Origin of the sequence: Bradyrhizobium oligotrophicum S58 (assembly GCF_000344805.1) — a bacterium.
In the GTDB taxonomy this organism is placed as follows: Bacteria; Pseudomonadota; Alphaproteobacteria; order Rhizobiales; family Xanthobacteraceae; genus Bradyrhizobium; species Bradyrhizobium oligotrophicum.
This window is the reverse complement of record NC_020453.1, coordinates 8,193,204-8,205,277: the sequence shown is the minus strand read 5'-3', so window position 1 is coordinate 8,205,277 and position 12,074 is coordinate 8,193,204. Positions and strand designations below refer to the sequence as shown.

Genomic DNA, 12,074 nt, shown 5'->3' with positions numbered 1-12,074 from the left:
AAGAGGATCAAGACCTTTGTCACGTTGATCGAGGCGCAGAGGGGCATCGTCTTACAAGCTCACGGCGAGCAGGTCGGCGCCCCGACGCAACACGACCCGGTTCTGTTCGATTCGATCGACGATCCAACCGTCGTTGATAACGGCGCCTGCGAATAGTTTCTGACCGCGTCCATCAATGACGTACGGCCCAGCTCCGGCCCAGATCGCCTGAACCGTCAAAGGGGTGCTGGGCGATGCAGATTTCGCCTCCACCTGGCTCGTCAATACGATCGCAATGCCGAACGTGCCGTCGAACCATCGCTCGATGTCACGCCACTTGCCGAGCGCCGCGGAGTCAATGTTTCCTCTCGCCGTGATGGCGCTCGAGTCGCTGACAATCTCCACGGTCGTGAGGCCGGCAGCCGCCAATCGCTGGCGCAGCGCGTCCGCCGCGCCATTCAAATCCGCCGCCGGCGCCCCGGGCCCTGCGCCGGTTCGTCCCGTTCTGCCCTGCCCAGGCAGAGATGCGGGCGCAAGCGTAGGGGCGGGCGAAGCGGCGGCGTGCTTGCTCGGATATTTGGTGGAACAGTCGGAGACGCAGCCGGGGGATCTCGGCCACTCAGCCGTGGCATAGACGCCATCGCCGGTGACCTTGTCTGCGTCGGCGGGAAATCCCTGCAGAAGCAGGGCCAGGCAGACCAGGATCGCGGCGGTACCTAGTCCATACCTCAAGAAGCTCAAACCGATCGTTCTTCGCTTGCGGGTGCAGCGGAGCTGAATTCCGTTCAGAACGATATCGGCCGGATAACGACTGATTCGTGCCTCGCCGGCACCGAGCAGGGTGCCGTTCAGCAGAACGCCATCTGCGGTGCTTTCGACTTCGCAACAGTCCGCCTCGAGCGCAAGCCGCGCGTGCAAGGGAGCAAGACAGTCATCCATGAGAACGACGTCGGCGTCCATCGAATGACCCAACAGATAGGTCCCGGCGTCGAGTTCTTGCCGGACGCCGGCATGAAGGCCCGATCGGATCGCGAGCTCGAATGGGGACGGTGATGCCGGCATTCTCTCCCTCTGCATCAAGACCTGGCAGCCATGTTGGCAGCGGAGCGCTCGGTACGAACGCCCCGTGCCGTCAGCGGTTGGTAGCTGTCGGACGCGATAGCCGGATCAGCCGACGTTCGGACGCTGCTGCGCGACGGTCTCGATCGATCCCCAGTGCGTCTTCTTGGTCGTGATCTCGGCATTGGTCTTGATCGCTTCGTCGAAGGCAGTCTTCATCTTCGCGATGGCGTCATCGATGCTCGAGTTCGATGACGTCGTCGAAGAAACGGAGCTTGTTGAATGGGACATTGCGGTATCTCTCTATGTTTGCGTTACGTTGAGGATAGGGCTGTCGGGGAATGCCCTCCAGCCGGGAAGTGATCGTTTGCGTTGTTCATGCTGATCACCTCTCGGTTGAAGCGGCGGCTTGGATCCCGTCCCAAGGCGCACCTTGTGAGGTGCGCCTCTTGCGCCTTCCCTTCAACGTTCTGGTCTCATCGCTCTCGTCAGCGTTGCGACAATGAGGCCACGTTGCCTACCCGTCTCCGACCGCGATGTCGTCGTCAGCCGAGAGGTGTCCCGCGGAGCGGTCACAGGGCGATCCCGAGTTCGAAGCCGCGAGTTGCTGAATGATCGATGAAAGCTTGTCGAGGATGCTGTTCTTCGTCGTCTGGTCGAGGTACTTGGCCTCTGAGATTTGGTCGACGAGCTGATTCAGGGTGTGGAGTACCGAGCTGCTCGCGCCGGGCTGGTGGGATGGAGCGGTTACGAGCTGCTTCAGGATCTTCGCAATTCCGTCGAGCAACTGACCTTTGGCCGGATCGCTGGGTCCCGAGGAATTTGTGATCTGATGGGTCAGGTCGCCAAGGATCTTGGTAACCCGGTCGTTCTTCCGCGCGTCGCTCTGGCCCGCTCCGCCCTTGAGGATGCTGATAGCAGCGGAGATCAGGGCCGCCTTGTCTGCAGGGGTCTTTGCGTCCGCGACCAATCCGAGGACATCCGATGCTATGGAAGAAGTCCGCGAATCTTGCTGCTGCGAAGCGGGCGGCATCGAAGGATGCCACCAATCCCCCGCATCACAGCGGTGAGCTGGCGACCCGCCGGGCGTCGTGGGCTGAAACCCGGCAAAGCCGGTCCAGGACGATGCGTGTCCGTGCGGACCCATCATGTGACCGGCGTGAACTTCACGTGAGGATGGCGCGTGGGAGCTGACCCGAGACATGCAACTCTCTCCTTGTTGTGCGTTCCGATGTCATATTTGTCTTGTTCTGAGCAAAAGAGCCTGAAGGGTCGTAGAGTTGGCCGTGCTCCGTCACGGATCCGGAGTTGCACTGTTCTCGTCGCCCACGGATGCCATCTCCTGAATGCCGTCCTGGGCAACAGTCATGAGCATGAACGTGGCCGCCTGCGGCATTGCGCTGAGAAACGCCTCCTCGAACTTTGCTTGATCCTCGGCCGAGACCGCGTCGCTGCCGCTCGGGGCAGTTGCCGTCGCCGTCGTCATGCTCGATGCTTCTACGGCCATTCTGACACTCCTTTGATCCATCCGGTTTTTCTGGCAGGACTTTCGGACCTGCCGACTTGCGTCATGGCACGCCGCCCGGTGCGTTGAGCTTGACCACTTGGACGTGCTCTCCGCGATAGACGGTGACGGACGATGGCTGGTCGGGTCGAGGCTTCAGTGCCGCGAGCGTGCGTTCCACAGTTTGGATATATTGCGGGGGACCGGAGACCAGGGCCATGTCGGCCTGCTTGATCGATCTGAGGGAGAAGCGCGCATCGGACAGCGCGAGATCGCGAAGCGCGGCTTCGAGACGCTGGAGCGGCACGGCACCGAGTTGAACGAGCCTGCTCGAAGCTTCCTTGTTGCTGGTGACATAGATCCGAAAGCCGTCGAAATACCAGTCGAGTCCGTAGTTTCGGGATAGATGCTCGATGAAATCTCTGGCTTTGAGTTCAGGCAGGGGCCCACGCACGCGTCCGCGGACTTCCGGGCTCACCTCCAACCGCAGGCCGGTATTCCGTCCGAATTCCTGAAGAACGTTGCCAAGGTCCTGGTCGACGATGGTGTACCTGTAGGACTCCGTCGGCCAGGCAGGTTCACCTGCGGCCGCGGACGTGGTGTGGATTGCCGTCCCCGAGAGCGTCAGCCAGATGGTCGCGATCGTAGCCCCGCTGCGCAATGGGGCCGGAACCCGAGACGTCCCGTGGCCCCAAGAGAAAACGTGGCTTTCGTGCGACGTTGTCGCGGAGCAATCGTGGCAACCGTGTAGTTGATCGCGCGTCGACACAGCATGACTCACAGTTACTTGTTGCTATCAGCTCATCTCATTCAACCACAGGGGCCGCGGGGGCGTCGGAGAATATATTAGGAAAATATTATGCTCTGCGCGGTTTGGCGCCGTGCAAAGCTCTGCCTGATCTGCGGTGCAGGACTGTTGGTCGGGCTGTCCCTTGTGAGTCATTATTATTTGTTTGGAGTGAGCAGTGACGAGAGCACGAGGGGTCTTGAGACGGCACGGAGCGTCGGCATGACGACGATTGCGCCGGTTGGTGGCGTCATGGCTTCCGGAACAGCTGCCGTCGGTGTCGGAGCCGTTGAGCCTGGAGCTGCCGCGCAGCAGTCGTTTCAAGACGCTCTTCATCGACCGGTCACCACGCTGCGGATGGAGCCCGCGCACGCCGTCGACCAACTCGGCGGGAAGGTGATGGAGTGGATGGAGAGCTCGTACGAGCGGGTCCAGCACAATGCCGCCCCCGAACTCAACCTCATGCCGGAGCCGGCAGCGTCCGGTCCGGCATCCTCCAACAATGACGGAGCGGGACCGGGAGCGGAGAAGCCGGACGCGGGCCGCCAGGCATTGCAAATGTTGGAGCACGCATTCTCGTTTGCCATTGAGGCAACGCTCATGTCGAAAATCTCGACCGAGTCGACCCGGATCTTCAACACCTTCTTGAAGGGGCAGTGAGAATGGACCGTGTTGAGGCCAAGCATTGGCGGGCCGCTCGTGGGCGCAGATTGAATGTCGTGCTCGTGCTGGGTTTGGCGTTCGCGTTGAGCGGTTGCAAAGGCGAGCTTTATAGCCGCTTGAGCGAGAAAGAGGCCAATCTCATGATAGCTCTTCTGCTGCACAACGGCATAGCTGCCGATCGTCTCCAGGCAAAGGACGGCAGCAACACTGTCAGGGTCGAGCAGGAGCGGTTTGCCGACTCCGTAACGCTGCTGAATGCATCCGGGTTGCCGCGTGCGAAGTTCGAGGACATGGGTAGCGTGTTCTCGAGCAATGGTCTCGTGTCGTCTCCGACAGAGGAGCGAGCCAAGCTGATTCATGCGCTCAATCAAGAGTTGGCAAGGACGATCATGGAGATCGACGGAGTCATCTCGGCTCGTGTCCACGTGGTGCTGCCGAAGAACGATCCATTGCGTCGCGACCAGGTTCCGTCGGCGGCGTCGGTGTTCATCAAGCATGACGCGCGCGCTGAAGTCACCATGCTGCTGCCGCAGATCAAGACTCTTATTGCCAACAGTGTCGAGGGACTGACCTACGACAAGGTGGCCGTGGTATTCGTGCGTGGCAGTTCAGAGCCCGTCGAACTCAGCCCTTCAACGTCGATCGAGACGACGGCATCCGTCCTATCTCACGACGGATCTGCCCTACGTGGCAGTCCGCTCATCTTGGGAGCGTCAGCCGCGGCTGGGGTGGGACTGCTCGGATCGATCGGAGTTTTCCAGCTCTGGCGCCGGGCGCGCGCGGGACGTGCGCAACGCAAGGTACCGCTGCGTCGGGATGGCGGAACGCGGGTGCGTGATCCGCTGCGTGTCGTGTCCTAGGGCGATTGACGTGGGGTCGGCCGGCAGATGAATAGGCTTGTGCAACCTGGAGCGTCCTTTGGCTTGCGTGATCCGAAGGTCAGCGGTGGGAGCGAACCCGGCGCACCGGTGGGTCATCGGCCAGCGATTGATATGGACGGGTTTTGCCGATTGCCGGCGCGCTACATCCATGTTGAGCGATTCCTCGCATGCGTACCGGGCATTCCGCCCGGGCTTGCCGCACGGATGCTCGCCTGCAACCGGCTCCACCGAAATCTCTCTGAGCGGATCGTTGTGCATTTTGGGATCGATTGCTGCACGGCAGCCGACATCGCCGAAAGGCGCAGTCGCATTGCCCTTCTTGGCGGCGAGCAGCTACGGCGCGTCGCCGAGCTGGCCGGCGGCGTTTGGCATGCCCACGCACTTCGTTCCACGGTGCTCATGAATACGCTTCGAGAGGTTCTTGGAGAATTCGATCCCCAACTTCACAAGGTTGCGCTCGCCAATATCGATCTGTCGCCCAGATCCGATCGCCCCCTGGATCGATCTTCGCTTGCGGACGCGATCCGAAGCGATGGGATGCAATGTCTCAATGCCGCAATCTGGCAGCTCCCCGCCACGTTGCGCAGCCGCATCCTTCTTCGATTTCCGATCGACTCGCCGCTGGGCTCCCCGGTCTCGCGGCGACACCAACAGCTTGGCCCGGAGATTGTTGATCGCGTTCTGGCCGATGGGATGGTGCCGTGAAAGCCGTCGAGAGTGACAAGCCCGCCAGCACGTTCCGTCCGCTCGGACCCGTGGTTCGGGCCGATGAGGCGGAGACCTGGTTTTCGGCGGCTGCCTATCTTGCCGACGCCCGGCGGCAATGCGAGCAGATCACCGCGCAGGCCCGGCTCGCGTTCGAGGAGCAGCGCATGCGAGGCTTCGAGGATGGTCGTCTTGCGGGAGTTGAGCAGGCGGCCCGCCTGATTGCGGAAACGAAGGTCGCAGTCCATGACTTCGTCGCCGATCTGCAAGACGAACTGATCACGCTCGTCGTCGAGATCGTCAGGGAGATCCTTGGCAGTTTTGAGCCGAATGATCTCGCCGCGCGAGCGATCACCAGAGCCCTCGAAGAGATGCGCGTTGGTACGGCCATCGTGCTGATGACTGCGCCGCAGGAGATGGAGTCCATCCGTGGACGAGTGGCCGCGCTGCTGGAGGATGTTGGCGACCGGCTCACCATCGTGTCGGACCCGCAGATTGCACCGGGGCGCTGTATGCTTTGGAGCGAGTTCGGACAGATCGACGTTTCCGTTGACGCTCAACTGGAGCAGCTCGCCATGGCGCTGCATGCCGGTTTCGAGGAGGTGCAGCCGTGATGTCGGCAGGCTCTGCCACCCACCGACTCGCGCGAATCCTGCCGCAGTTGCGTAGAGCTGCAGCCAGTTCGCAACTGCGGCCGATCCGCGGGCGCGTGATTCAGGTGTCGGGGACCCTCATCAGGGCGATCGTTCCCGACGCGCGCGTTGGCGATATCTGTTTGCTCCGCTCTGCCCACGCCTCGGATGATCTGCGGGCCGAGATCGTGGGCATCGAAGGCGGGGTCGCCTTGCTGACCCCCCTCGGAGACGTGGCGGGTCTCTCAGCAAGGACGGAAGTCGTTTCGACCAGGCAGGCCCTCGGCATCATGGTTGGGCCAGCGCTGCTCGGCCGCGTCGTCGACGGGCTCGGGCGCCTTCTCGACGTTCAGGAACGAGGATGGCCCGAGTTCGACCAGGTTCGAGGAGTCCGCGGAGCCGCGCCGGCGCCCTTGGCCCGGCGGCTCGTTGGCCGCCCATTATCCCTTGGCATCCGGGCGATCGATGGTCTGCTCAGTTGTGGCGAGGGGCAGCGGATTGGCATCTATGGCGAACCCGGTGCAGGCAAATCGTCGCTCGTCGCCCAGATCGTCCAGAACGCCGACGTCGATGTCTGCGTGGTTGCGCTGATCGGCGAGCGTGGTCGCGAAGTCCGAGAGATGGTCGAGCGCTGCCTCGCCGGAGCGGCCCGGGCGCGATCGGTCGTCATCGTCGCAACGTCGGACCGCCCGCCGACGGAACGCGTCACGGCTGCCTACGTCGCCACGACGATTGCCGAGTACTTCCGGGATCGCAACGCGCGCGTGCTGCTGGTGCAGGACAGCGTCACACGCTTTGCGCGGGCATTGCGCGAGATCGGACTGGCGGCGGGCGAACCTCCGACGCGCCGGGGCTTTCCGCCGTCGGTGTTTGCGGCCTTGCCCGAGTTGCTCGAGCGGTCCGGCCCCGGAGTCACCGGCTCAATCACTGCATTCTACACCGTGCTGGTTGAGGGAGATGGTACCGCGGATCCGATCGCTGAGGAGACGCGCAGCATTCTGGACGGACACATCGCGTTGTCACCTAAGCTCGCACAGTCGGCGCATTTCCCGGCGATTGACATCGTGTCCAGCCTCAGCCGCGTCATGGACCAAATCGTGACGAGCCGCCATCGCGCTGCAGCGATGAGGGTGCGTGAACTCATAGCTCGCTATGCGGAGCTCGAGTTCCTGCTGCAGGTTGGCGAGTACAAGGCCGGATCCGATCCGATCGCCGACGAGGCGATCGCCAAGCAGGAGGCTATCAAGTCCTTTCTGCGGCAGGGCCTCGGCGAGGCCGTTCCGTGGGATCGCACGATCCAGCAACTCGAGCAGCTCGCGTCATGAGGCACGATCCAATGCTCATGCGCATGCGCAGGATGCAGATCGTTCTCGGAGAGAGGGAGCGGCGGGTGAATTCCGCGCTTCAGCGCGGCGTGGCCGCACAGGTCGAAGCGGCTGCAGAACTGATGCAGATCAATCATGCGGTCGCGCTGCAAGCAGCGGCACGTGGCGCACGCGAACGTCAGATCTACCAGCAGATGATAGGGCGTCCAATTTCCGCGCGGGAGATCACCGAACTTGATGCGCAACTCAGGCGCCTCGAGCGGCTCGCAATTGCGCTTGCCGAGCAGCGCCTTGCGAGCATCCGTACGCTCGCCCAGGCGCATAACGAAGTTCAGGGTCTGCGCCTCGAATTTACGAAAGCCCATCGGAGGCATCGCAAGTGGAGTGAGTTATTGCAGCGATCGCATCGCCGTCGCGAGGTCCGTGAGACGTTGCTGGAGGAGCTGGCTCATTCGGACGGCAGTGCGGCGGGGCGGCAAGCATGAACGCCCCGTTCCCCGCTCGCAGGCGCGGAGCGCCTGAAGGTGAAATCGCCGGATTTCACCCGGACGTGCTATCCATTGCTGATGTTCTACGTGCCCGTCGTTGGTGTCGGCGACGGGCTGAACTCACCTGCGAGTTGGCGGGTCTGCCGCTGCGGCTTTCCTTCTCGGCCGCTTCCTCGCGCGTTTCGAGCCGGCCGGCGTGTCGTCTGCATTTTACGATCGGTGGTGATCCATGTGCCCTCAGTCTGCCTGTCGAGGTGATCGACGCAACGCTGCAGGCGATTGATGGCCCGCCTCGAACGACGCTCGCGGAGCCCGATCTGCTGCTTCTGATAGAATTTGCCTGCGCTGCCGTGCTCGATGTCATCGAGGAGACGCTCGGCCTCTCTGTCATCCTCACGCGTGCCTCCTTCGATTGCAGCGTTCCGGACCCGCTCGGACTCCTGTGTCGTGGCACGCTTGGCGAACGATCGTTCAGTGCTGATCTGTCCTTACCAGATCCCTATGAATCCCGTTTGGCGGATCACGTTCAAGCATTGGATCCGGCTCCTGCCGCGGGAGTTCCGATCTGCGCGGCATTCCGGGTTGGTGCCACGCGCATCAGCGCCCGCTTGCTCGCGAGCTTGCGGCCGGGAGACGTCGTGATCATCGAACACGCGATGCCGGATGGACGCGTCGCCGGCGTCTTCGGCGAGCGTCGTCTGACCTCATGCCGTTTCGAGGGAAGCGACGCGACAGTGCTGGACATGTTGCATCAGATCAGGGGCGATCTTCATCATTGGACGGCTGTGGACATGACGACACATGAAAGCGTCGATACCGGCGCAGACGAGGTGAGCCTGGACGACCTCCAGATCAAGCTCCTGTTTGAGATCGGCCAGCTCGATATACCTCTCGGCGAGTTGCGCACGATCGCGCCCGGCTATGTCTTCAATCTTGGTCGGGATCCGCGGCATGCAGTCGAGATTCACGCGGGGAATCGGCGGATCGGTTCGGGCGAGATCGTCAAGATCGGCGAGGCACTCGGCGTGCGGATCAAGAGATTGTTCAATCACGAATGAGCTGAAGCCGTGACCCAGTTCAACCTGTTTGCCGTTCTTGCGGTCATCGCCGGACTTGGCCTTGTCACCTTTGCCGTCGTGACGATGACATCGTTCGTCAAGATCGCCGTGGTGCTGTTCCTGATCCGGAATGCGCTGGGAGTGCAGCAGACGCCTCCGAACCTCGTGCTCTATGCCATTGCCTTGGTTCTGACGGCCTATGTCAGCGCACCGCTGGTGCAGGCAGTGTACGAGCGCGTCAATGATCGGGCCACCGAGTTTCAAACCTTTGCCGACTGGAAAGATGCCGCAGAGCGGGCAACCCAGCCAGTTCGCGAGCATTTGAGCCGGTTCACCACGGTCGCGGAGCGGGATTTCTTCGTCACCGCCACCGGCAGCTTATGGCCCGACAGCAGCAGGGCCAAGCTATCCAGTGAAGACCTCGTCATTCTCGTTCCCTCGTTCATGAGCTCGGAGCTCAAGCGCGCCTTCGAGATCGGCTTCCTGCTCTATCTCCCCTTCATCGCGATTGATCTCGTGGTGTCCGCGGTCTTGATGTCCCTTGGCATGTCGATGGTGCCGCCGTCGACGATCTCCGTTCCATTCAAGCTGTTCTTGTTCGTCATGGTCGAGGGTTGGTCCAAGCTGATGCATGGCTTGGTGCTGAGTTATGGGTAGCCTGCGACATGGATGGGGGAGGCAATGGGTCAAGCGACGATCGTCGATCATCTGGTCAGGGGTCTGACCGTCGTTCTCATCTTTGCCATGCCTCCCCTGGGTGTGGCGATGGTTGTTGGCCTGTTGGTTTCAATCCTTCAGGCCGCAACCCAGATCCAGGACCAGGTGCTGCCGCAGACGATCAAACTGATCGCCGTCGTGGCCACGCTGGCGGTGTTCGGCGCAGTGCTGGCGGCACCGCTGATCCAATATACCGATCAGATCCTCGCGGATTTTCCTTCACTGACGCGTTGACGGACCTTCCCTTCATCGTGCCCGGAGGATCATGGGCGGCGCGGAGTGGCGATGGGGCTTGACCTCATGCCGTTGGACAGCATCGACGCGGGAGCCAATCTCGTCTTCCGTCACCTTCTTTCGTTGGCGCTCGCCATCGCGCGTCCCAGCGCCTTCGTCATGACCTTTCCCGTGTTTGTTCGCCTCGGGCTGACCGGCTTGATTCGTGGTGCTTTTGTGGTCGCGATCTCGCTACCGGTCATGACTGGACTTGTTGAGGTGCTGCCTCCGATCGGCACGCAAACATTGCGGTTGGTCGCGGTCGGGTTCAAGGAAGCGGTCATCGGAGGGCTCCTCGGTTTGCTGCTCGGGATCCCGTTCTGGGCCGCCGAGGTCGCCGGCGATCTGCTGGACTACGAGCGTCAGGCTCCTGATGCCCAGCTTCAGGATCCCAACGCCATGACCGAGTCCACCGCGTCCGGCACGCTTTTCATGCTCGCGGCCGTAGTGCTGTTCGTCGCAGCCGACGGCTTTCGCAGCGTCGCCGAAGCTCTTTATGGCAGCTACAGGCTCTGGCCCGTCATTGAGCTCGCCCCGATATTGCGCGCCGAGAGCGGGCTATTGGCGCTCGACATGCTCGTCCACGTGCTGCAGTTGGCGTTGATTCTGGCGTTTCCGATGCTGGTGGCCATGTTCGTCGCGATGTTCGCGCTGATGGTGATTGCGCGTTTCGCACCGCAGTTGAACGTGTTCGATCTCTCGATGGCGGCGCGCAACCTGGTCTACTTCCTGGTTCTGCCGCTCTATGCGGCCTTTCTGCTCGATCACTTCGGTACCCAGCTTGGAGAGTTGACCGGAATCCTGGACCAAATGGGGCGGTTCCTGCGATGAGCGAGGATGGCGGCACCGAGGAGCGGACGCTGCCTCCGAGCGAGCGGAAGTTGCGGAGGGCGCGCGAAAAGGGACAGGTCTTTCGCAGCGCCGATATGGTCGCGGGCGCATGCCTGTCGTCCATGCTGCTCTATCTCTGGCTGACGTTGCCGGAGCTTTTCGCGCGGCTTCAGGGGGCTGTGATGCGCGTGGGCGATGCGGGCGGCCAGCCGTTTCGGGAGGCTGCGGGCACAATCGGAACAATGATCTACGAAGCCGCCGTGCCGCATCTTGCAAGGGGGGCGACCATCGTCGTCCTTGTGTCCGTCGTCGTCAACGTCGCCGTCACCAAGGGGATCGTCTTCAGCCTTGATCCTATCAAGCCCCGCGCGGAGCGCTTGCATCCGGCACAGGGCTTGAAGCGGACCTTCGCGCTCAAGAACCTGATCGAGCTAGCAAAGAGTCTGGTCAAGGCGACCCTCCTCGTCACGATCTCGGTCTTCGTCCTCGGGATGTCGCTCAACTCCCTGGTTCACACGCCAGGATGCGGTCTTTCCTGCCTCGGGCCAGTGATCGGGGCGGTCATGGCACCGCTCCTCGTCGCGGCAATCGTCGTGCTGATGGTGGGCGGCCTTATCGACGTCCTGGTGCAGCGCGGACTGTTCATGCGGGAGATGCGGATGACCCGAAGCGAGGCGAAGCGCGAGCGGAGAGACCAGGAAGGCCTGCCGGAAGTGCGCTCCGCACTACGCCGTCAGCGGCAATCGTTGGCGCATGGGGGAGGGCGGGGAGGTATCGAAAGCGCGACGCTGGTCATCGAAGGCGACGATGTGATGGTCGGGCTGCGCTATGTTCCGGGCGAGACACAAGTGCCGAGGCTCGTGTGCAAGGGACGCTCCGTCCGGGCGCACAATCTCACTGCAGCCGCCGCAGAACTCGGCATTCCTCGCTTTCGCGATCCTGACCTTGCCGCGGACATCGACCGCCGCATCGCCCAAGATCATTTCATCACCGAGGAGTTTTTCCAGCCGGTGGCGTCGGCCTTGCGCGCGAGCGGCATGTCCTGACCGTCGGGCGCCGGCCACAGTATTTTCGCAATATATTCCGGATCGGCGGCTGGCTGATGTCCTAGACTGTCGTTCGAATATGATCGCCGAGCGGGCTGCATGGCTGACGAACTGCGGCTGCCTGAG

At 62.3% G+C, this 12,074-nt stretch carries 16 protein-coding genes; 11 read left to right on the top strand and 5 right to left on the bottom strand.

What is annotated here, in order from left to right; genetic code table 11:
* Positions 1-51: 51 nt before the first annotated feature.
* From S58_RS35435 to S58_RS35420, 5 genes are all read right to left on the bottom strand, one after another.
* Positions 52-1,041: a SctD/MshK family protein gene (locus S58_RS35435; protein ID WP_015670266.1), complete on the bottom strand. Its 990-nt coding sequence runs from the start codon at positions 1,039-1,041 to the stop codon at positions 52-54.
* Between the two features lie 105 nt (positions 1,042-1,146).
* Positions 1,147-1,329, bottom strand: a complete 183-nt coding sequence (locus tag S58_RS38060) for a hypothetical protein (RefSeq protein ID WP_015670265.1) — start codon at positions 1,327-1,329, stop codon at positions 1,147-1,149.
* Between the two features lie 226 nt (positions 1,330-1,555).
* Positions 1,556-2,008 carry a hypothetical protein gene (locus tag S58_RS35430; RefSeq protein WP_015670264.1) on the bottom strand — a complete coding sequence of 151 codons (453 nt, stop codon included), beginning with the start codon at positions 2,006-2,008 and terminating at the stop codon, positions 1,556-1,558.
* A gap of 324 nt (positions 2,009-2,332) precedes the next feature.
* Positions 2,333-2,545 (bottom strand): hypothetical protein, encoded by a 213-nt coding sequence (locus S58_RS35425; protein ID WP_015670263.1) that lies wholly within the window; start codon positions 2,543-2,545, stop codon positions 2,333-2,335.
* A 61-nt stretch (positions 2,546-2,606) separates the two neighbouring features.
* Positions 2,607-3,203, bottom strand: a complete 597-nt coding sequence (locus S58_RS35420) for a hypothetical protein (RefSeq protein WP_015670262.1) — start codon at positions 3,201-3,203, stop codon at positions 2,607-2,609.
* 348 nt (positions 3,204-3,551) lie between these two features.
* Here S58_RS35420 and S58_RS35415 point away from each other — a divergent pair, with 348 nt between their 5' ends.
* The 11 genes from S58_RS35415 (at position 3,552) to S58_RS35365 (ending at position 11,948) form a co-directional block, all read left to right on the top strand.
* Complete coding sequence (locus S58_RS35415; protein ID WP_144058454.1) at positions 3,552-3,989, top strand: hypothetical protein; 438 nt, start codon at positions 3,552-3,554, stop codon at positions 3,987-3,989.
* A gap of 2 nt (positions 3,990-3,991) precedes the next feature.
* Entirely contained in the window at positions 3,992-4,852 is an 861-nt protein-coding gene (sctJ, locus tag S58_RS35410) for a type III secretion system inner membrane ring lipoprotein SctJ (RefSeq protein WP_015670260.1), read from the top strand.
* Between the two features lie 63 nt (positions 4,853-4,915).
* Positions 4,916-5,578 carry a SctK family type III secretion system sorting platform protein gene (locus S58_RS35405; RefSeq protein WP_015670259.1) on the top strand — a complete coding sequence of 221 codons (663 nt, stop codon included), beginning with the start codon at positions 4,916-4,918 and terminating at the stop codon, positions 5,576-5,578.
* On the top strand, positions 5,575-6,192 hold the full coding sequence (gene sctL / locus S58_RS35400; protein ID WP_015670258.1) for a type III secretion system stator protein SctL: 618 nt from the start codon (positions 5,575-5,577) through the stop codon (positions 6,190-6,192). The genes S58_RS35405 and sctL overlap by 4 nt, the downstream gene beginning before the upstream one ends.
* Positions 6,192-7,535, top strand: coding sequence for a FliI/YscN family ATPase (locus S58_RS35395; RefSeq protein WP_015670257.1), 1,344 nt, complete (start codon positions 6,192-6,194; stop codon positions 7,533-7,535). The genes sctL and S58_RS35395 overlap by 1 nt, the downstream gene beginning before the upstream one ends.
* A gap of 32 nt (positions 7,536-7,567) precedes the next feature.
* Positions 7,568-8,020 carry a hypothetical protein gene (locus S58_RS35390; protein ID WP_160167626.1) on the top strand — a complete coding sequence of 151 codons (453 nt, stop codon included), beginning with the start codon at positions 7,568-7,570 and terminating at the stop codon, positions 8,018-8,020.
* The gene (sctQ, locus tag S58_RS35385) at positions 8,017-9,081 is read left to right on the top strand and encodes a type III secretion system cytoplasmic ring protein SctQ (protein ID WP_083938756.1); all 1,065 of its coding nucleotides are present in this window, start codon (positions 8,017-8,019) and stop codon (positions 9,079-9,081) included. The genes S58_RS35390 and sctQ overlap by 4 nt, the downstream gene beginning before the upstream one ends.
* Positions 9,082-9,090: 9 nt before the next feature.
* Complete coding sequence (gene sctR, locus S58_RS35380) at positions 9,091-9,738, top strand: type III secretion system export apparatus subunit SctR (protein WP_015670254.1); 648 nt, start codon at positions 9,091-9,093, stop codon at positions 9,736-9,738.
* Between the two features lie 24 nt (positions 9,739-9,762).
* Positions 9,763-10,032, top strand: coding sequence for a type III secretion system export apparatus subunit SctS (gene sctS, locus S58_RS35375; protein ID WP_042340448.1), 270 nt, complete (start codon positions 9,763-9,765; stop codon positions 10,030-10,032).
* Positions 10,033-10,083: 51 nt separating this feature from the next.
* Entirely contained in the window at positions 10,084-10,902 is an 819-nt protein-coding gene (gene sctT / locus S58_RS35370; RefSeq protein WP_052351237.1) for a type III secretion system export apparatus subunit SctT, read from the top strand.
* Positions 10,899-11,948, top strand: coding sequence for an EscU/YscU/HrcU family type III secretion system export apparatus switch protein (locus S58_RS35365; RefSeq protein WP_015670251.1), 1,050 nt, complete (start codon positions 10,899-10,901; stop codon positions 11,946-11,948). The genes sctT and S58_RS35365 overlap by 4 nt, the downstream gene beginning before the upstream one ends.
* The last annotated feature ends 126 nt before the right edge of the window (positions 11,949-12,074 follow it).